This window comes from Nocardia sp. MDA0666 (genome assembly GCF_003023875.1).
GTDB lineage: Bacteria > Actinomycetota > Actinomycetes > Mycobacteriales > Mycobacteriaceae > Nocardia > Nocardia aobensis.
Genome location: NZ_PYHT01000001.1, coordinates 719691 through 738248, shown reverse-complemented (window position 1 = coordinate 738248; position 18558 = coordinate 719691). Strand labels below are relative to the sequence as shown.

Genomic DNA, 18558 nt, shown 5'->3' with positions numbered 1-18558 from the left:
CCTAGTGGGCGTGCGTCAGTGCGGGGGTGGCCTCGGGTGCGGTCAGACGGGAGCGGCCGAGCAACGGCAGCACTTCCTCGCCGACCCGGTAGGCCTCTTCCAGATGCGGGTTTCCGGCGAGGATGAAGGCGTCGACACCGAGGTCGATCAGCTCGTCGAGGCGCTGGGCGACCTGTTCGTAGCTGCCTACCAGCCCGAAGGCGGGCCCGCCGCGGATCAGGCTGAAACCGCACCAGACGTTGGGTTGCACCTCCAGGTCCCGGTAGCCGGTGATGGTTTCGGGGACCCAGCCCTTGATCCGCGCCGCTCCCGCCGAATCGCCCTGGGCGGCGCGGTTGGCGGCCTCGCGGTCGACGAAGGCCCAGCCCTTGCGGATCTCGTCCCAGGCGGCCTCTTCGGTGTGCCGGGCCAGGATGTCGATGCGGACCGCGAATTTCGGTGTGCGGCCGATCTTTTCGGCGTGGGCGCGAACGCCGTCGAATTTGGCGCGCAGGTCGGCGAAGGGCTCGAGCCAGGACAGGTAGTAGTCGGCGTGGCGTCCGGCGGCCTGCACCGCGGCGCCGGAGGACCCCGAGAAGTACACCTCCGGGAACGGTTGCCCGGCCAGGCCCGGCGGCAGGGCGGCGGCCTCGGTGTGGAAGAACCGGCCGTCGTGGGTGTACGGCCGCCCGTCCCACACTCCGCGCAGCACATCGAGGAATTCGCTGGTGCGGGCGTAGCGGTCGTCGTGGGAAACCTTGTCGCCCCACCACAATTGGGCCGGGCCCCCGCCACCGCTGATGATGTTGTAGACGAGGCGCCCGCCGGTGGCGCGCTGCAGACTTGCCGACATGCGGGCGGCCTGCACCGGGTGCAGGAAGCCCGGCTGGAAGGCGACCATGAAGCGGTAGGTGGTGGTCTCGCGGGCCAGCGCGGCGGCGAAGGCCCACGGATCCTCGGTGACCGGGAACGAGGGCAGGAGCCCGCCCAGGAATCCCGCGGATTCGCTCGCTCGCGCGACCGCGGCGACGTGATCGATATAGCTGTAGCCGTCGAGTTCACCGCCGCGCACGGCCGGGGCGATATTGCCCGGACCGTAGCCGCCGGCGTTGCCGCGGTTGTGGCGGCGCGGCGTGCGCAGCGAGGCGTGGTCGCCCTCCATACCGATGCGCCAGTAGATGTCGATCGTCACAGCGCGACCTCCTTCAGGGTGCGTCCGGCCGGATCGGCGAGGAACAGCAGATGCTCACCGGCGCGATGCACCTCCTCGATGTGCGGATGCCCGGACAGCACGATGGTGTCGAAACCTGTTGCGGCGTATACCTGCAGCTGCCGGGCCACCTGCTCGTAACTGCCGACCAGGCCGATGGCCTGCGGATAACCGAGCAGGTCGAATCCGGCCCAGCGGCCGTCGCCCAGGGCCAGCGATCGCGCGCCCGGCCCGTCCGGGCGCACCTCACGCCATTGCCGTTCCGCACGCGCCCACGCCTCGTCCTCCGTCTCGCGCGCGATGACCGGGATTTCGAGTCCGGCGCGCACGGTGCGACCGGTCTCGCCGGTGCGCGCGCGCAACGCGGCCAGTTGTTCGCCCGGGCCGTCGGGGGATTCGGTGAACACGTGCACATCACCGTGACGCGCCGAGAGATCCAGGGCCTCGGGTGAGGTGCCGGACAGGTACACGGTCGGGAAGGGCAGGCCCGAGAGCACGCCCCGGAAACCGCCGTCGATCACGTCGTAGAAGTCGCCCGCGAGATCGAATCCGGTGCCGCGGAACCCGGCCGCCGGCACCGCATCGTGGTTCCACACACCACGTGCGACGGTGAGGAATTCCGCGGCGCGCCGGTAGCGGTCGGCGCCGGACACCCGGTCGCCGCGCGAGCGCGCCTCCGCCTCGTCGGTGTCGACCGCCAGTCGCCAGCCCAGCCGCCCCGCCGACAGGCGCTGCAACGTGACCGACATCTTCGCCGCGTAGACGGGAGTGCCGAAGGCGGGCTGGAATTCGACGATCACCCGGCTGTGCCGGGTGGCGCGCAGAGCGCCGCCGGCGACGATCCAGGATTCCTCGCCCAGTGGGTCGTAGGGCGCGAGCACGCCGTCGAGTCCGGCCAGTTCGGCGGCGTCGATCACCTGATGCAGGTCGTCGAAGGGGCCGAAGCGGCCGGGCCGCACATCGGTGGGTTCGCGATCGGGCGCGCGATCCCCGGTGTGCCCGCTCGCCGGGGTGGGTGCTGGATCGCCGAAACCGCCACGATGCCGCAGTTGCGGGCGCGCGCGGCGGCCGTCACCGCGGCTGGGCAGCCGCCACAGGTATTCGGTCATGCCGCCGCCCGTCCGGCCGCGACCAGCTCCCGTGCCCGGGCCAGCGGCTCCGGCGCGACCCACGATTCGAGATCGAAGTCGGTGGCGAGGAAGCCGTGGGCGTAGAGGAACTGTTTCTGTACGCCCAGCAGATCCAGCCGCTCTTCGTCCAGGCTCGGATGCAGGTTGCGATGGAAGTCCTCCCCGTAGGCGGCCACGACTCCGGCGGGGCCGGAGAGGGTTTCGCGTTGCAGCACCGCACGGACGCCGTCGAGATTGTCGCCGGCCCAGTCTGCGGCGCGCAGACTCTGCGCGAGGAAGTCCACCACCACCTCGGGCCGGGTGTCGAGCAGTTGCTGATGCACGGTGATGGTGCGCGGGGTGCCGTTGTTGACGCGCAGCCGCTTACTGTCGGTGGCATCGAGGTCCACCGCCACCCGCAGGCCGTGCTCGGCGGCGACCTCCTGGGCCCGGGTGCCCTTGACGTAGATCGCGTCCACCTCACCGCGCAGCAGCTCCTCCGCACCCCAGGTGACGCGGCGATCGCGCTGCTGAATATCGGTGCGCACCTGCGGATCTCGTTCCACCGCGAGTTCGACCACGGTGACATCGGCGAGGGTCAGACCGCCCAGCCGCAGCGCGTTGCCGAAGCCGTGCAGCGCCATGGCGCGCGGGAAGCTGCGGGCCTGATCCTGCGCCCAGGCCGGAATGCCGATGCGCAGACCGGCCAGATCGGCGGGGGAGGCGACCGGGGAGTCCGGGCCTACCAGGATGGCCTGTGATTCGTCGATCCAGGTGAGGCCGATGAGCCGGGTGGGCGAGCCGGCGGCGCGGGCCGCCAGCGCGGGCACGTTGCCGCCTTCGCGCACCAGGCCGGCCAGCCCGTGGTCGAAGTGGAATCCGGCCAGTTCGGGTCCGGCGTCCTGCAGGACGCCGAAGGTGAGGCCGCCGCGCTGCGCGGCGTCCCCGAGCCAGCCCAGGCTGTGCGCCAGACCGCTGGCGGTCGGGACGGGGCAACGGGTGTACCAGAGGGTGTCGGTCATGAAAAGCTCCGTGGGTTCAGGGAATCCGGTGGTGGTCGGTGGTGTGGCCGACGCCGAGTTCGGCGAGCAGAGCCGCCTGATAACGCAGGGCGGCGGGGTCGGTGCGGTCGCGTGGCCGCGGCAGATCGATATCGATGTCGACGGCGAAACGGCCCCGGTTCAGGACGAGGACCCGGTCGGCCAGCCGGACCGCCTCGTCCACGTCGTGGGTGACCATCAGCACCGCCGGGCGATGCCGCGCCACCAGGTCGCCGACGAGGTCCTGCATCTGCAACCGGGTCAGGGCGTCGAGCGCGGCGAACGGTTCGTCCAGCAGCAGCAGTTCGGGCTCCCGGACCAGTGCGCGCGCGAGTGCGGCGCGCTGGGCTTCGCCGCCGGACAGGGTGGCGGGCCACTGCCGCGCCTTCTCGTCGAGTCCGACCTCGGCGAGGGCGCGCAGGCCCGCCTCCCGGACCGGCTTGGAACGGCGTTGCCCGACAACGACATTCGCCAGCACCCGTTTGGACGGGATTAGCCTTGGCTCCTGGTAGACGGTGGTGCGGACGGCCGGAACCAGCACGTCGCCGGCGTCCGGAGCCTCCAGGCCGGTGAGCAGTCGCAGCAGGGTCGTCTTGCCGGTGCCGCTGGGCCCGAGCAGCACGACGAACTCGCCGCGGCGGATGCTCAGATCCACACCGTCGAGAACGACCTTGTCGCCGAAGGCTTTTCGCAGTCCGGTGATGTGCACGGCCAGCGGTGCGGCGGTGCGGGTTTCGTCCACGGCGGTCATCGGATCGCCACCTGCCCGCGCCACGGCATCGCGAAGCGTTCGATCAGCCGCACCGCGCCGTCGAACACCAGACCCAGGACGGCATAGAGCACGACGCACAGCACCATGTAGTCGGTGCGGTTGTATTCCTGCGCGAGGGTGACCAGATAGCCCACGCCCTTGCTGGTGCCGACCTGCTCGGCCGCGATCAGGCCGGTGATGCTGATGGACAGGCAGACTCGCAGCGCCATGAGGATGCCGGGCAGCGCCGACGGCAGGATCACCTCGAGCACCAGTGGCGGACCGGTCAGCCCGAAGCCGCGGGCGGCCTCCACCACCTTGCGATCCACATTGCGCACGCCGAGGTAGGTGTAGGCGTACATCGGCGCGACGGTGGCTACCGCGATGAGCAGCACCTTGTACAACTCGTCGATGCCGAACCAGGCGATGAACAACGGCACCAGCGCGAGGAACGGGACCGCGCGCACGATCTGCATCGTCGAATCGACCAATTCCTCACCGAGACTCGACAATCCGGCCGCCAAGCCGAGCAGCAGCCCGGCCGAGACGCCGAGTCCCACACCCAGCCCGGCGCGGACGAAGGAGGCGAGCGCGAAATCGACCAGCTGACCGTTGTGCACCAGTTCGGTGAACGCCGACCAGACCTTCGGCGGGCCGGCCAGCACCTCCGGCGACAGTGCGCCGGTGGCCGACCCGATCCACCAGCCGGCGAAGATCAGCACCGGGAGCAGGAAGCGCAGGGGCACCGAAAGCCATGCGGGTCTGCGTTTCTCGACCCGGCTGCGCGGCGGTGCGAGCCGGCCCGTCGATGCGGCGGGAGCGATGACGGCGGTCATGTCAGCGGCCCGTTTTCAGCGCGGCCAGCTGGTCGGGGGTGAGCTTGGCCTTCAGGTCGTAGAAGATGTCAGCGGCGGTGATCTTGCGACTGATCACACCGTTGCCGGCGAACAGGTCGACCACGTCCGCGAGGTCGGTGGCATCGGATTCCAGTGGCAGGCGTGGCACGGTGGCTTCGCTGTCCACCCGGATCGCGTCGGCGAGCCGGGCGCCGGTCAGCGCGCGCGGGCCGGTCTGCTCGAAGACGTTCTCGAACGCGGATGGATTGTCGTGCTGCTGAATGGTCAGCCCCTGCAGCACCTCCAGATATTTGGCCGCGATCTCCGGGCGCTTGTCGAGGATCTCGGTGCGGAAGACCACCACCGTGTTGTCCTTGGAGCCGATGCTCTGCTCGGTCGCGATCTCCACACCACCGTTGGCCTTGGCCTCCTGATAGGGCACCAGGAACGATGCCCAGGCGTCGACCTTCCCGGTGGCGAAGGCCGAGGCGGCGTCCTTCTGCTGCAACGGCACCCGCGTCACCTTGTCGGCCGGCACCCCTGCCTGGGCGAGGGCCTTCAGCAGGATGTATTCGCCCTTGCCTGCCGGGTTCACCGCGACGCGCTTGCCGACCAGTTCGGCCACCGAGTGGATGCCCGATTCCTTGGTGGCGATGATGCCGCTCTGGTCCTTGCCGGCCGGATCCTGCACCGCCACGATGCGGACCGCGACATCCTTCGACAGCGCGCCCACGACCGGGCTGAACGCCGCCCCGGAGATATCGAGTTGCTTGGTGTTGAACAGCTTGAGCAGGGAGCTGAAACCCGGTGTGGTGTTGACCCATTCGACCTTGGCGCCCAGCGGAGCCATGGCCTTGTCGAACGTGCCGTCTCGTTTGGCCACCGCGAGCGGACCCGCGTTGCCCGGATCGGCCACCTTCAACACCAGCTGCGGTCCGGCGCCGGAGTCGGACGCGGATCCGGAGCCACACGCCGCGACCAGAGCGACGACGGGGGCGAGCGCGAGCGCGAGTCGCCAACCGTGTGGCCTGCGCGTGCGGAACATCGTGGAGCACCTCTTCCGAATCGGTAACCGAAGTCGAGTGATATCGAGCGAGAGTAGGGACGGACGGACCTCGTTACGAGGTAATGCTTTCCGAGGATCGGAAGGCTTGACGAAACCTCGGCTCCGGGTGTATTCCGGCGCACGAGTCCTCTGTGCTGGCCAATCAGCTTGATCGAGGCGACTTTTCGCGCAGGGTGATCCGAATTCGGTGCGGGTTCGCTTTCCGAATAGTGGAATGAACGAGGGGTGCGGAGCTGCTTCCTGTGTTACCGTCCCCGGCGTGGAAGCCTCCGGAGTGCAGACCGTCACCCGCGCGCTGTCGGTCCTCGACTGTTTCCGCGACGGCGACGAACGCGGCGTATCGGAAGTCGCCCGTCAGCAGGGCCTGGCGGTGAGCACCACTCACCGCCTGCTCACCGCGCTGGTGCAGGCGGGCTTCCTGGAGAAGGACGAGGCATCGAGCCGCTATCGCATGGGCGGCGCGCTCGCCGAATACGGTCAGATCGCCTACCGCCAGCACCGCATCTATCTCGCCGAGCCGAGCCTGGAACAGCTCGCGGCCACCACAGGCGCCAGCGCGTCGGTCGCGATCCGTCACAGCATTCATGCCGTCCTGCTCGGCACCAGCCGCTGGCGGGAGACCGACGGACATCGGCTGATGGGAGTCCGCCTGCCCCTGCACGCGAGTGCGCTGGGCAAGGCCCTGCTCGCCTGGTCCGGCGCCTCCGACGAGGTCTTGGCCACCCTCTCCTACGACGAGGGCACGGCACGGTCGGTCTCCTCCCCGGCCGAACTCCGTGCCGAACTGGATCGCACGCTCGCACGCGGTTACGCCTACAACGACGAGGAGCTGGACCCCGGCTTCCGGACCATCGGCCTGCCGATCCTCACCCGGGACGGCGACTGCCGCTTCGCGCTCGGACTGCGCGGGCCCACGGCGCTGATGATCCCCGAGCGACTCCCGCTGTTCGTCGAGCTGGCCAAGGTGACAGCCGCCGACATCGCCACCCGCTTCGAGGCCGGCTGAGCGGATCTTCGCCGAACCGCTGCCGGTGCGTGCCGAGAGCGCTATCGTCGCTGCCAGGTCGCCTTTGCCAATTGATTGCCGGTGGTGTGCATCTGCCCGCCGGCGCAGCGATGAAGGGACACGCCATGAGAATTACCCGTTTCGCGCAAGCCGTGTCGTTCGTGTTCGCGCTGATCGCCGGTTTCGTCGTGGCGGCACTCGGACCCGCGAATGCCCAGACCATGCCGACGATCGTGCTGGTGCACGGTGCGTTCGCCGACACCACCAGCTGGGATGCGGTCGCCCGGAATTTGCGGGCGCGGGGCTACCCGGTGGTGGTGCCCGAGAATCCGCTGCGCGGACCCGCCTACGACGCCGCGTCGGTCGAGAAGACCGTCGCCGGCATCTCCGGCCCGGTGGTTCTGGTCGGCCACTCCTACGGCGGCGCCGTGATCACCAACATCCACAATCCGAACGTGCAGGCTCTCGTGTTCGTGGCGGCGTTCGCGCCGGCGCAGAGCGAGCCGGTGGCGCTGGCGCTGGACCCGATCCGCTTTCCCGGCAGCCAATTGCTGCCGCCCGCACTGCAGATGAAGATCGTCGACGATCCGACCAACGCCGTCGGCCGCAACCTCGACGCCTACATCGCCGACGGGTCGTTCCATCAGGTGTTCGCTCCCGATGTCAGCGATGCGACGGCGGCCACCATGCTCGCCCACCAGAAGTCCCTCGCGGTGTCGGCGAATATCGAGCTGTCCGGGCAGCCCTCGTGGTCGGGCACGCCGAGCTGGTATCTGGTCTCCGCGAACGACACCGTGATCCCGCCCGCCGCGCAACGGTGGATGGCCGGCCGGATCGGCGCGCACACCAGCGAGGTGCAGGCGTCGCACGTGGCGCTCGTCTCGCAGCCCGACGTGGTGGCCGATGTGATCGCGTCGGCGGCCTCGGCGACCTGAGGATCAGCGTTGTCTGCGCTGCCGCTCCCGCAGCACATGGGACCGCAGTCGGGAGAATCCCTTGACGCGCACGCTGCGTAGGTGACGCAGGGAGAATTCGGTGTCGCCGGCCAGGGCCGCGGCCGCGCCGTCGTCCACGAGCACCGTTCCGGGGCGGGCGACGCCGGTCAGCCGGGCGGCGGTGTTGACCACGGTGCCGTAGAGATCGCCGAAGCGGGTCAGCACCGGCCCGTAGGCCAGGCCCACCCGGATCTGGGGCATCTCCGAAATCGTCTGCGCCGCCCGGCCGATCGCCACGTGCAGGTCCAGCGCGATGCGCGCGCCCCGGTGCGGATCGTCGACGGCGAACATCACTTCGTCGCCCACGTTCTTGATCACCCAGCCGCCGTGGGCGGTGATGGCCTCGGTGGTGGCGGTTTCGAACGCTTCCAGCAGATCGGTCAGCTCGTCGGGGTCCAGGTGCCGCGACAGCCGGGTGTAGCCGGCCATATCGGCGAATCCGACGAGTAATTGCCGTGCGGCGCCGTCGGATTCGAGGGATCGGGTCAGCGCCGCGGCCAGATGCCGCCGCCACGCGTACTGCTGCAGATCGGTGAGCACCTCGATGGCGTGGGCGGTGGCCTCGGCATCGGTGCCGGCGCCGAGTTCGCGGGTGATCAGGTCCGCCTGCCATTCGGCCAGTCGCGCCATCGACTGCCCGAGGGTGCGGGCGGCGGCAATCTGGTTCTGCTCGTTGACATTCGAGGCCGGGCCCAGTGCGCAGAAGGTGCGGACCGCGGCGACGTCGGCGTCGGTGAACGCCGCTTCGTCGTCGCTCGCCGCGGCCGGGAAGCCCAAGGCGATCCACAGTTTGCGGGCATTGTCGACCGAGACACCGGACAGCTCGGCCACCTGAGCGCGGGTGTAGCGGCGGGGACCACCGAGAAGAGTTGTTTCGACCACCGCGTCGACCACGTCGGTCGACTCACCAGACTCGCTCACCCGGCAAGTACAGCACATCTCGCACGGATGCCACCGCCGTCGCCCGCGACGGATTCGACCGAAACTTCTTGTTTGAGCCTCCGAGTCGCGGATACCCAGGGCGGCATGGTTCATACGGAAGCTGCGGAGACGATCATGAGCACCGATACCACTGCTGCCTCGACCCGTTCCGCCACCGCTCGCGACGACGGTGGCCGCAATTCCTATGACGGGATCGAGGATTCCTTCCGTGCGCTGGCCGAACTCGAGGCCACCGACCCGCGCCGCGCCCGGCTGCGGGAGCAGATCATCGCCGACTGCATGCCGCTGGCCGCTCACATCGCCCGCCGGTACGAGGGCCGCGGCCAATCGCGGGAGGATCTGCAGCAGGTCGCGAACCTCGCCCTGGTGCTGTCGGTGGACCGTTACGACGTGTCCCGGGGCGCACCGTTCCTGGGTTTCGCCGTGCCGACGATCATGGGGGAGGTGCGGCGGTATTTCCGCGACAGCGGGTGGGCGGTGAAGGTGCCGCGCCGGATGAAGGAACTGCGCGCCCGCATCTCCCAGCACAGCCTGGTGCTGTCCCAGCAACTCGGTCGCGAGCCCAGCAGCCATGAACTGGCCCGCGCTCTCGACGTCCCGGTCGAGGAGGTCGTGCAGGCGACCGTGGCGGCCAACAGCTACCTGTGCGACTCGCTCGACGAAACCCAGTCCGCCGAGAGCGACAGCCCCACGCCGCTGGGAGCCCGGCTGGCGGTCGACGAACCGCGCTACGAGTTCACCGAGGACGCGATCACGGTGAAACCGCTGATCGAGGCCCTGCCCGAGCAGGAACGCAAGATCTTGATCCAGCGCTTCTACGAGAGCAAGACCCAGTCCGAGATCGCTGCGCTGCACGGCATCTCGCAGATGCAGGTCTCGCGGATCCTCAGCCGGGTGCTCTCGGGGCTGCGCGAGCAGGCTCTCGCCGAACCCGCGCGCCCCCGGCACCTGCGCGCGGTGGCGTGACCTCCTACGCGAAATTCGCCGTGATCCACTCCGCCGCGGCCGTGGTCCAGGTGACGCCGGTGCCCGGCATGTCGTGTGCCGGGTACAACACGTGCTGACCGTCGGGATACGGGGTGAGATAACCGATCACACCGTTGACGGCGGCGGCGAAGCGTTGCAGGTTGGCCACCGGATTCGACATGAGGAACTGCAGCAGCTGCGCGAAGATGAGATAGCTCGCGTTGCCGAAGCGGGCGCCCTCGACGAATGAGAACGGTGAGATTCCCACGTCGATGATGCGCAGCGGCGAGTCGGCCGGGGAGGCGGTGATGATGTCGCCCGGATTCGCGTACTCCCGTGTCGCGACCGCCGCGGGCCAGGTGCCGTGTTGGCCGTGCAGGCCGAATGTGGTGGGCGGGCACAGGTTGTTCACCGAATCGCCGGCCTTGCGCAGCGGGTTGGCGATGAAGACGGCGAAGGCGATCTCGAGTGGGCTGCCGTCGGTGTTGGTGTACTGGCCCCGGGCCACCCCCTCGAGTATCCGGCTCGCGCAGATGCCGCCGAGCGAATAGCTCAGCAGCGCACAAACATTCGGCGACTCCTGGATCGCCTCGACGCCCGCGGCGATGCCCAGGCGTACCGAGGTGTTCAGCGACGGCCCCCACAGATTCGGATCCGGCCCGACAGAGGCGGGCCAGTCGGGTTCGAAGAAGCTGAAGCTGTCGGTCGAGAGCAGATCGGTGACCGCGGCCAGCATCCCCGCAGGGCTGCCGTCCGCGTTCCGGGGCTCTCCGGTTCCTCGCAACGTGATGATGTCGATCATCGGGTTCTCCTTGCCCGCGACGAACTTCGACGGATCTTCCACGGTCGGCCCCGAACCGAGTACGGTCGGGAGTTGTGAAAAGAAGGCGGATGGCGTGGTGGTCGCTCACCGCGGCCGCGGCTGTGATCGTCGCGGGCTGCGGATCGGACCAGTCGGCGCCGGACACTCCGAATACGAGCGCGGCCCCGGCCCTGCACGTGGGTTCGGTACCTTCGAACGATGGTACTCCGCCCACCCGTGCTGCGAATGCCGTTGCGCCACAATGCCGGACATCCGATCTCACGGCCGCGCTGGGGTCCTCGAACGCCGCCGCCGGAACTGTCGCATTTCCGATCGTGTTCACCAACAACGGTGCCGGTTCGTGCGTCCTGGAGGGTTTCCCGGGTGTCTCCTATGCCGCCGGCCCCGACGGCTCGCCCGTCGGCGCCCCGGCCACCCGCGACGGGAGCGCGCCCGGACCGGTTCAGCTGGCACCCGGCGGCCAGGCGTCGGCGCTGGTGTTCGCGGTCGACGTGCACAACATCCCGGCCGACCAGTGCGGGCCCGTCGACGTGCCGGGACTGCGAATCTACCCGCCCGACAACACCGCATCGCTGTATCTCGACCGTGCGGCGACGGCGTGCGGTAACGGGCAAATGACTACGCACCAGTTGCGGGTCCGCGCCCTCGTGCCGGGCGCCGAGGGGCGGTAATTCGATCTTCCACGGGTTTCGTTGGGACACCGTCGATTACGACGCGGTCACGAGAACCGCACTATCGATGACGAGACAGGCGTAGCCTCGGACAATGAGATAGCCACCCACTCGAAACCCGGTCCTGCCGAGGACCGGTCGACTCTTGGAGGGGAATATGGTCGATTCCCTTTTCGCCGACGTGTCCGAGTTCCAAGTGCCGGTCGACGACTCGTATCCGTATCAGCTGTTCTCGTTCCGTTCCAACGACGGGACCTATCAGGACCACAACTTCTATTCGAACTATTCGTGGGCGGCCCGGGCCGCCGACTCCGGACGCATCGCCTGCTTCATCGTCTACTTCTACTGGCGGCCGAACTGGCTCGATACCGTCGACACCCACCGGAGCATGGTCGGTCAGGCGGGTGGTCCGCATCCGAAGATGATCACGATGATCGACGTGGAATCGGGCGGCAATCCCGGCGGGGATCAATCGGACGGCATCAACCGCGCCTACTGGCGGCTGGCCGACTGGCTCGGTTCGACCCGGCGGGTCATCGGCTACGCCAACCGCCCGGATTTCGACAGCATGTGGCCGGTGCGCCCGGACGGCCTGAACATGATCGGCGCCGGTTACGGCAGAAATCCGAACCTGCCCGGCCAGATCGCGCACCAGTACACCGACGGCCAGGGCTACGGCGGCGGCCTGCCCGAAGGTGCCTCGCCCTTCGGCAACTGCGATATGAACTCCGCCGACGGTTTCTCACCGGAGGAGTTCGCCAACCAGGTCGGGGTCGGCACGGTGGCAACGGATCCGGTGACCGACATGTGGATTCAGTTCATGGGCATCGGCGGGAACGGCTGGCCGCAACTGGCCGGTCACACGCTCGTCGACGGTGTCGCCAGCGTGGGACAGACCCTCGGTCTGCCGGGCTTCGCGGCGCCGCCGGGGCCCACCCAGGTGCCATTGCCGCGTGACTCCGACGGCCGCATCCGCGACGAGTGGATCCAGATGCGCGGATTGCAGGGCACCGGCTGGCCGCAGCTGGGCGGCTGGTCCCTGGTCGACGCCATCGCGGCCATCGGGCAGAAACTCGATATCGCCGGCTTCCAGCCTCCCAACCCGTAAAGCCCCCAGCCCCCGTAAAGCCTCCGACGGAGTATTCGCATGCCGACAATCGCCAGCACGAACGGCCGCTTCTTCGTGATCACCGACTGCGTGCCCCAGGTCCGGGCGGCCGCGACGGCCGCCGCCGCGGGCGGCACCCTGGCCGCCCTCACCACCGCCACGGCCGCCGAGATCACGTTCCCGGAAGGGGCTTTCGCCGACGTGGCAGCCTGTGCCACACCGCAAACCGGGCCGACGGCCTGGTTCGCCACCTTCAACGGCGGGGTCCCCGACGGCTGCGTGTATGCCATCGACCTCACCACCGGGAAGGTGTGCACCGACAACGCCAACCGAGCCGCGGCATGGACGCGTTTCGTCCTCGCCGCTCCGGCATGAGCCGGCGATGGCGACGCACTGGGGGACGCCGCTCACCGGGTTCGCCGGAAGTACGGCGAGGCAATTCGGCGTAGGCGGCACCGATCTCGGAATCCCTTACAACCGAGAACATTTCGCGCCCGGCCGGTCGGGTTTCGTCTTCGGTGACACGTTCACCGGTGACAGTCAGGGGTCGGGCACGTGGCTCGGCTCGCCCGTGCTGCTGTTCAGCTCCGACCTCCCGGACGCCACCACCACCTTTTCCGCGACCCCCGGTGGCGCGCCGGCGCGACAGGCCCTCACCTACACACACAATGCCGACAACGGTTACGGGTTCGAGGTCAGCCGCATTCCCAACGACGCGTTCGTCGATCCGAACGGGCGAACGTGGCTGACCTACACCAGCGTTCACGACTGGAGCGTCCCCGACGATCGCTACGGTGCGCTGTTCTGCGGGCTGGCCTACTCCGACGACGACGGCGCCACCTGGACCGACTACGCCGCCGTCTGGCCCAACGACGGCAGTGACGGCTACGGCGGCTGGAGTCCGTTCATGATGCAGTCCTTCGCCGGCATCGGGAACAACAACGGCGACGGCTATCTCTATATCGTCTCGAAGGAGTGGGGGCGCAGCCACAATCGCAACGGTCCGATCCTGATGCGCGTGCCGTGGCAGCAGATCGCCGTCCGCGGCGAGTACGAATACTGGGGCTACGACGGTTCGGCTTGGCGGTGGGGCAATCCCACTCCGACGCCGCTGTTCGGCGGGATGGGACCGATCGGCGAGGTGAGTGTGAAGAACATTGCCGGGACGTGGGTCATGTCCTACTTCGACGTCGCCGGCGCCTGCATCTCCACCCGCACCGCACCGGCCATCGACCGCGTCTGGACGGCGCCGAAGCGCCAGATCGTCGCCTCGGCACCGTGGTGGCAGTTCTGGGTCCGCACCTTCCCGCAGCTCTACGGCGGCTTCATCCACCCCCGGTCGAGCTCATCCGCGGACATCACTCTCTATGTCTCCCAATGGAATACGACCACGAACAGCCCGTACTGGGTGATGCAGTTCGACGGCATCACGCCGTAGCCGCCGGGTCAGCGCAGCGACGACCAGGGCGCCGCCGCGCGCTTCTCGGCCCACCGATGCGGATCGCATTCGAGCTCGCGCCGATCCCACTGACCCAATTCGGCTGCGGCCGCGTATGTTTCGTGCAGAAAGGCGGCCACCAGAGCGTTCGGATCATCGGCCGTCCGCACCGTTTCGTACGGTAGAACGAATTCTCCCAGCGCGGCGGCGTAGCCCGCTCCCGGCACCTGCAACTGCCGCTCGCGGTAACCCTCCGGTTCGGGGTAGGCGTAGGCGTAGAACGCCCCTTCCTCCCCGCCGCCGGGCCAGAACCCGCAACTGCTGAGTTCGCGGGAATAACCCTCCACCATGACCCAATCGGCACAATGCGGCGCACCGCCACCGTGTTCCGGCGCCGTCCGCCCGGAAAACCGGGTATAGGCCAGATCCATGGCGCCCCAGAAGAAATGCACCGGACTGGACTTCCCGATATATCCCGACCGGAACTCGTCGAGTGCGCGATTCGCGTGCACGAGCTGCCGCCAGAACGTCTGCGCGGCGTCCGGATCGTAGGAGGCGTGCCGGGTGTCCTCGGCGAACGGAATGGACGGCTCGACCTCGTTGGGCCGTCCCTGAATCCGCGTCGTCAACCCCAGCTCGTCGAGCGCCTGCATGGTCTCGGCGTAGAACTGTGCCACCGATTTCGGCACGAGCGCCACACTGCGATTGTCGCCGGTGTCGGCGCGGATCACCAATTGATGCGCGAGAAAGTCGAATGCGATATCGAACAACCGATCACCATAGGGAATCGCCGGCGTCGTCAACCCCCGCGGACTCACGAAAAGCGTGACCTGCCACCAGTGATTCAGCAACGGCGCGTGCGCGAGCCGAACCTTCCCCACCACCTGCATCCACATATGCAGCGTCTCGCGAGTATCCGCCCACTCCGCCACCCGCAACCGCGGCCACGCGGTGAAATTCGTCTTCGACATATCGGTGGTCCCTTCGTCGACAGCTTCGACCCAGGTCCGGGGTCTCGAACAGTCCCGGCTACAACGGTCCGGGAACACAGCGGTTGTGCCGGCTACGGTAGCGCAAATATGGGATCGGGTGACCGTCATGCCGGCCGATCGCCGCGACGAACGGTGACCGCACCGCACAGTTCGTGCCATGCCATGATGGCTGGATGCGGTACCGGTCGTACGGACGCGCCGCCACATCCGTACGCGAGCTGCAAATGTGCCCCGCTGAGCGGGCGATCGAAGACCGAAGGTTCCGCCGTTCGCGACTACGTGCATCTGCGGGATGCGGCAGAGGCGTTCGTGGAGTGTCTCGAGCACCTTTCCGCCGCGGGCCCGTCGTGGCTTACAACATTGGCAGTGGTCGCGGTACCAGTGGGGTGGATGTGGTCAGAGCTGTCGAGCGGGTGACCGGCTGCCGGGTTCGGTTGGAACATCGTCCAGCTGCTCCGGAGCCCGCGGCCCTGGTGTGCGATTCCTCGAAGTTGACCTCGGAAACCGGTTGGTCCGCGCAGCGTCCGATATCGGCGAGATCATTCGGGATGCGTGGACCAGCAGGCGTTAGTTGCGTCCACGTGGCGTGTCCAGCGGTACACCCGAGAGCAATCCGCCGGCCTTGTAGAGGGCAGTGAACGCGCGCAATTGACCTGTGCCGCAAGGGGTTGGTGTCGGACGGCGTGTCGGTCGGCAGCGAAAATCCCTCTACTTCCGGAAAGCCGCCTGAGATACTCGCTCATCCCAACTATTCAGGAGGATATGTCTCGTGACCCGGGCCGGGGTGCTGCCGTTGATCGATCGTGTCGCCGACGCCGTTTCTCGTGCGGTCGATGCGTGCCGACCCGAGGTGGCGGGAGCGGATCCGGTGGTTCGGCGATCCACGCATGCGGACTTTCAATCGAACGTCTCGCTGTCGCTGGCGAAGCGGTTGCGGGTCGCGCCGGGCGCGTTGGCGGCGGAGGTGGCTTCGGCCGTGGAAGTTGCCGGCCTGCCGATCGTTTCGGTGGAGACGTCGGGGCCGGGATTTCTGAATCTCGCGGTGTCGGACCGGGCCGTGTGGCAACAAGTGGCGCTGCGGCTGGCCGATGATCGGCTCGGGGTCGCGGCGTCGGAGCACGGGCGCCGGACGGTGATCGACTACTCGGCGCCCAATATCGCGAAGGAGATGCACGTCGGCCACCTGCGCACGACGATCATCGGGGACAGCCTGGCTCGCGTGCTGGAGTTCCTGGGCGCCGACGTGATTCGGCAGAATCATCTGGGCGACTGGGGAACTCAGTTCGGGATGCTGATCCAGTACCTGGACGAGCATCCCGACGCGCGGTGGCGCCGTGACGATCTCGGGGCGCAAGGCGCCTCCGCCGTGTCGGCGTTGGATGCTCTGTACAAAGCAGCGCGTGCGGAGTTCGATTCCGACGTGGCGTTCGCGGAAAGGTCTCGGGCGCGGGTCGTGGCGCTGCAGGCCGGTGATCGGGCGACGCTGGCCCGGTGGAGTGAGATCGTCTCGGAGTCGGAAGAGGCCTTCGCCGATATCTACGACCGGCTCGGAGTTCTTCTGACCGCCGACGATTCGGTCGGGGAGTCGTTCTACAATCCAATGCTGGTCGACACGATCGAGGAACTGGTCGGCAAGGGCATCGCCGTCGAAAGCGACGGCGCACTGGTCGTCTTCTCCGAGGAGGTGGACGGCCCCGGCGGCCGGCCGGTGCCGTTGATGGTGCGCAAAAGCGACGGTGGATACGGTTACGACACAACAGATCTGGCCACGATCCGCTATCGGATCACCGAGCTGGGTGCGCGGCGGTTGCTGTACGTGACGGACTCGCGGCAGGCACTGCACTTCCGGCTTATCTTCGAAACCGCACGGCGCGCCGGGTGGCTCACCGACGACATCGACGCCGCGCACATCGCCTACGGCACGGTTCTCGGCCCCGACGGTAAGCCGTTCAAGACCCGTGCCGGTGGCACCGTGCGCTTGACGGAGCTGCTGGACGAGGCCGTCGCCAAGGCCCGGGACGTGGTCGCGGACAAGGACCCTGCCCTGCCTGCCGCGGAGTTGGAGAACATCGCCGAACAAGCGGGAATCGGCGCGGTGAAATACGCCGACCTGACGACCTCCCGGGTGAAGGACTACACCTTCGACCTCGACCGCATGATCGCGTTCAACGGAAATACTTCGGTGTATCTGCAGTATGCGCACACCCGGATCCGCTCGATCCTCCGCAGAGCCGGTGAGCCCACGGCGACCGTCGACGTCGATCTCCCGCTGGAACCGGCCGAACGCGCACTCGCATTGGAACTCGACGCGTACGGCTCGACCATCGCCGAGGTCGCGGGAACGCTCGAGCCACACCGATTGTGCGGATATCTCTACGATCTGGCCCGCGATTTCACCGCGTTCTACGACAACTGCCCCGTCTTGACCGCCGCCGAACCCGTGCGAGGCAACCGCCTCGCCCTCTGCGGGCTGACCGCGGCCACTCTCGCCCACGGCCTCGCATTGCTGGGAATCGCTGCGCCGGAACGGATGTAATCAGCCCCGACCACGCGGAACACGGCGCTCACGCCAGGAATCCGCCGTCGGCGTGCACCACACTTCCCGGCTGGGGTTTCGCGCCGACTCCGGCGAGGGCGAGTTCGGCGTTGCCCTTCACGCATTCGGGGTCGGGCCCGTCGAGGGACAGTCCGGTGAGGAATTTCGCGGCCATGCAGCCGCCCCGGCACGAGTCGTAGGCCGAACACGAGGCGCCGCCGGTTTGCGGTTGCCGCAGCCGCGCGAACAGTTCCGAGGTGCGCCATACGCTGTCGAATCCGTCGGTGTCGCGGACGTTGCCGGCGAGGAATTCGTCGTGGATGGCGAACGGGCACGCAAAGACGTCGCCGACCGGATCGACCAGGCACAACTCCAGGCGATGCGTGATCTGCTCGCCCAGGTCGCGGGCCACTGCGCACTCGGCGTCGCGATCGCGGGATACGAACACTGGCTCGACCACCCCGACCAGGAGCTCACCGACATCCTCGACCGCGCGCTGCGGAGCTGGGGCCCGGATTCGGCGCCGAGCAGGCGACCACGTAGGAAAAGTACGTAGTTCTACGGTCGCCGATCGCCCGCGCGGAAGGAAGGCTGGACGGGAGTCAGGCCGGCACTACCGCTCGGGGACGAAGATGAACGCAGAGAATCGGCAGCAGCGCTGCTGTGGCAGCGCGACCTCGGCCGTCCAGGTACCGTGCTGAGGCCCGGCGGCGGAGGGTGCGCGGTGCACAACGATGTGCACATGCGTATCTGGCTGGGTGGAACGGCCTTCGATTACCGGACCGCCGCCGCGGCAGTGGACAATATCGTCCGGGACTGGCGGCGCAAGCGTTGGTGCACGATCGAATTCATTCTCGACACCATCGACGGCCGCCTCCCGGAGAACCGCTTGCCGAACGAACGGCTATTCCTGGGCCCGTGAATCCCCCGGTCACCGGCATGAGTATCGCCGGGAAGCTTTCGCGGTGTCCTTCTCGGACTCGGTCGAATCGGAAGATTATGCTCGGGGCTCGCCGGATTTCCCGGCGAGTGCGGGACAGCAAAGCCGCTGTTCAGTAGTATCGGCTAGGTGTGGTACAACGGTTTTCCG

General features: G+C 68.1%; 18 protein-coding genes and 2 pseudogenes. 10 read left to right on the top strand and 10 right to left on the bottom strand.

The features are described from left to right. Nucleotide 1: 1 nt before the first annotated feature. Genes C8258_RS03485 through C8258_RS03460 form a run of 6 tightly spaced genes read right to left on the bottom strand, consistent with a single transcriptional unit; the run spans nucleotide 2 to nucleotide 5970 of the window. Nucleotides 2-1171, bottom strand: a complete 1170-nt coding sequence (locus C8258_RS03485) for an LLM class flavin-dependent oxidoreductase (protein ID WP_106953796.1) — start codon at nucleotides 1169-1171, stop codon at nucleotides 2-4. Further along, nucleotides 1168-2298, bottom strand: coding sequence for an LLM class flavin-dependent oxidoreductase (locus C8258_RS03480; RefSeq protein ID WP_106954044.1), 1131 nt, complete (start codon nucleotides 2296-2298; stop codon nucleotides 1168-1170). Before C8258_RS03480 ends, C8258_RS03485 begins: the two co-directional genes overlap by 4 nt. Further along, entirely contained in the window at nucleotides 2295-3320 is a 1026-nt protein-coding gene (locus tag C8258_RS03475; protein WP_106953795.1) for an ABC transporter substrate-binding protein, read from the bottom strand. Before C8258_RS03475 ends, C8258_RS03480 begins: the two co-directional genes overlap by 4 nt. Before the next feature lie 16 nt (nucleotides 3321-3336). Next, nucleotides 3337-4089 carry an ABC transporter ATP-binding protein gene (locus C8258_RS03470; RefSeq protein ID WP_106954043.1) on the bottom strand — a complete coding sequence of 251 codons (753 nt, stop codon included), beginning with the start codon at nucleotides 4087-4089 and terminating at the stop codon, nucleotides 3337-3339. After that, nucleotides 4086-4925, bottom strand: a complete 840-nt coding sequence (locus C8258_RS03465) for an ABC transporter permease (RefSeq protein ID WP_106953794.1) — start codon at nucleotides 4923-4925, stop codon at nucleotides 4086-4088. Before C8258_RS03465 ends, C8258_RS03470 begins: the two co-directional genes overlap by 4 nt. A gap of 1 nt (nucleotide 4926) precedes the next feature. After that, nucleotides 4927-5970, bottom strand: a complete 1044-nt coding sequence (locus tag C8258_RS03460) for an NrtA/SsuA/CpmA family ABC transporter substrate-binding protein (protein ID WP_106953793.1) — start codon at nucleotides 5968-5970, stop codon at nucleotides 4927-4929. 280 nt (nucleotides 5971-6250) lie between these two features. On the opposite strand from C8258_RS03460, the gene C8258_RS03455 reads away from it, so the two are divergent. Together C8258_RS03455 and C8258_RS03450 are read left to right on the top strand one after the other, a co-directional pair. Beyond that, nucleotides 6251-6997, top strand: a complete 747-nt coding sequence (locus C8258_RS03455) for an IclR family transcriptional regulator (RefSeq protein ID WP_036505569.1) — start codon at nucleotides 6251-6253, stop codon at nucleotides 6995-6997. 125 nt (nucleotides 6998-7122) lie between these two features. After that, nucleotides 7123-7932: an alpha/beta fold hydrolase gene (locus C8258_RS03450; RefSeq protein ID WP_106954042.1), complete on the top strand. Its 810-nt coding sequence runs from the start codon at nucleotides 7123-7125 to the stop codon at nucleotides 7930-7932. A gap of 3 nt (nucleotides 7933-7935) precedes the next feature. On the opposite strand, the gene C8258_RS03445 is transcribed toward C8258_RS03450, so the two are convergent. Continuing rightward, complete coding sequence (locus tag C8258_RS03445) at nucleotides 7936-8913, bottom strand: adenylate/guanylate cyclase domain-containing protein (protein ID WP_369974694.1); 978 nt, start codon at nucleotides 8911-8913, stop codon at nucleotides 7936-7938. Between the two features lie 135 nt (nucleotides 8914-9048). Here C8258_RS03445 and C8258_RS03440 point away from each other — a divergent pair, with 135 nt between their 5' ends. Then, complete coding sequence (locus C8258_RS03440; RefSeq protein ID WP_036505592.1) at nucleotides 9049-9900, top strand: SigB/SigF/SigG family RNA polymerase sigma factor; 852 nt, start codon at nucleotides 9049-9051, stop codon at nucleotides 9898-9900. A gap of 4 nt (nucleotides 9901-9904) precedes the next feature. Here the strand turns inward: C8258_RS03440 and C8258_RS03435 are convergent, their stop codons facing one another. Next, a complete protein-coding gene (locus tag C8258_RS03435; protein ID WP_106954041.1) occupies nucleotides 9905-10702 on the bottom strand; it encodes a hypothetical protein in 798 nt (265 codons plus the stop codon). A gap of 89 nt (nucleotides 10703-10791) precedes the next feature. Between C8258_RS03435 and C8258_RS03430 the strand changes: the two genes are divergently transcribed. The 4 genes and pseudogenes from C8258_RS03430 (at nucleotide 10792) to C8258_RS03415 (ending at nucleotide 13940) form a co-directional block, all read left to right on the top strand. Next, on the top strand, nucleotides 10792-11394 hold the full coding sequence (locus C8258_RS03430; protein WP_106953790.1) for a DUF4232 domain-containing protein: 603 nt from the start codon (nucleotides 10792-10794) through the stop codon (nucleotides 11392-11394). 157 nt (nucleotides 11395-11551) lie between these two features. Further along, a pseudogene (locus C8258_RS03425) lies at nucleotides 11552-12283 on the top strand (hypothetical protein); the annotation flags it as partial. 258 nt (nucleotides 12284-12541) lie between these two features. Continuing rightward, nucleotides 12542-12877 (top strand): PQQ-binding-like beta-propeller repeat protein, encoded by a 336-nt coding sequence (locus C8258_RS03420; RefSeq protein ID WP_036505566.1) that lies wholly within the window; start codon nucleotides 12542-12544, stop codon nucleotides 12875-12877. Nucleotides 12878-12884: 7 nt separating this feature from the next. Then, nucleotides 12885-13940: a DUF4185 domain-containing protein gene (locus tag C8258_RS03415; RefSeq protein ID WP_158271206.1), complete on the top strand. Its 1056-nt coding sequence runs from the start codon at nucleotides 12885-12887 to the stop codon at nucleotides 13938-13940. 8 nt (nucleotides 13941-13948) lie between these two features. Here C8258_RS03415 and C8258_RS03410 read toward each other — a convergent pair whose 3' ends face one another. After that, nucleotides 13949-14911, bottom strand: coding sequence for a DUF5996 family protein (locus C8258_RS03410; RefSeq protein ID WP_106953788.1), 963 nt, complete (start codon nucleotides 14909-14911; stop codon nucleotides 13949-13951). Nucleotides 14912-15725: 814 nt separating this feature from the next. On the opposite strand from C8258_RS03410, the gene argS reads away from it, so the two are divergent. Continuing rightward, nucleotides 15726-17468: an arginine--tRNA ligase gene (gene argS, locus C8258_RS03405; protein WP_369974706.1), complete on the top strand. Its 1743-nt coding sequence runs from the start codon at nucleotides 15726-15728 to the stop codon at nucleotides 17466-17468. Between the two features lie 28 nt (nucleotides 17469-17496). On the opposite strand, the pseudogene C8258_RS03400 reads toward argS, so the two are convergent. After that, nucleotides 17497-17838: pseudogene (locus C8258_RS03400) on the bottom strand (SPASM domain-containing protein); the annotation flags it as partial. 9 nt (nucleotides 17839-17847) lie between these two features. On the opposite strand from C8258_RS03400, the gene C8258_RS33595 reads away from it, so the two are divergent. Together C8258_RS33595 and C8258_RS03395 are read left to right on the top strand one after the other, a co-directional pair. Next, entirely contained in the window at nucleotides 17848-18024 is a 177-nt protein-coding gene (locus C8258_RS33595; protein ID WP_369974693.1) for a hypothetical protein, read from the top strand. 186 nt (nucleotides 18025-18210) lie between these two features. Further along, nucleotides 18211-18390: a hypothetical protein gene (locus C8258_RS03395; protein ID WP_063008434.1), complete on the top strand. Its 180-nt coding sequence runs from the start codon at nucleotides 18211-18213 to the stop codon at nucleotides 18388-18390. Nucleotides 18391-18558 lie beyond the last annotated feature (168 nt).

Bases quoted from the DNA above. Each gene is read 5' to 3' on its own strand.
- C8258_RS03440 (WP_036505592.1), top strand. From the start codon at position 9,049: ATGAGCACCGATACCACTGCTGCCTCGACCCGTTCCGCCACCGCTCGC.
- C8258_RS03470 (WP_106954043.1), bottom strand. From the start codon at position 4,089: ATGACCGCCGTGGACGAAACCCGCACCGCCGCACCGCTGGCCGTGCAC.
- C8258_RS03410 (WP_106953788.1), bottom strand. From the start codon at position 14,911: ATGTCGAAGACGAATTTCACCGCGTGGCCGCGGTTGCGGGTGGCGGAG.
- C8258_RS03460 (WP_106953793.1), bottom strand. From the start codon at position 5,970: ATGTTCCGCACGCGCAGGCCACACGGTTGGCGACTCGCGCTCGCGCTC.
- C8258_RS03430 (WP_106953790.1), top strand. From the start codon at position 10,792: ATGGCGTGGTGGTCGCTCACCGCGGCCGCGGCTGTGATCGTCGCGGGC.
- C8258_RS03395 (WP_063008434.1), top strand. From the start codon at position 18,211: ATGCGTATCTGGCTGGGTGGAACGGCCTTCGATTACCGGACCGCCGCC.
- C8258_RS03480 (WP_106954044.1), bottom strand. From the start codon at position 2,298: ATGACCGAATACCTGTGGCGGCTGCCCAGCCGCGGTGACGGCCGCCGC.
- C8258_RS33595 (WP_369974693.1), top strand. From the start codon at position 17,848: ATGCGTGATCTGCTCGCCCAGGTCGCGGGCCACTGCGCACTCGGCGTC.
- C8258_RS03450 (WP_106954042.1), top strand. From the start codon at position 7,123: ATGAGAATTACCCGTTTCGCGCAAGCCGTGTCGTTCGTGTTCGCGCTG.
- C8258_RS03420 (WP_036505566.1), top strand. From the start codon at position 12,542: ATGCCGACAATCGCCAGCACGAACGGCCGCTTCTTCGTGATCACCGAC.
- C8258_RS03465 (WP_106953794.1), bottom strand. From the start codon at position 4,925: ATGACCGCCGTCATCGCTCCCGCCGCATCGACGGGCCGGCTCGCACCG.
- C8258_RS03475 (WP_106953795.1), bottom strand. From the start codon at position 3,320: ATGACCGACACCCTCTGGTACACCCGTTGCCCCGTCCCGACCGCCAGC.
- C8258_RS03435 (WP_106954041.1), bottom strand. From the start codon at position 10,702: ATGATCGACATCATCACGTTGCGAGGAACCGGAGAGCCCCGGAACGCG.
- C8258_RS03415 (WP_158271206.1), top strand. From the start codon at position 12,885: ATGGCGACGCACTGGGGGACGCCGCTCACCGGGTTCGCCGGAAGTACG.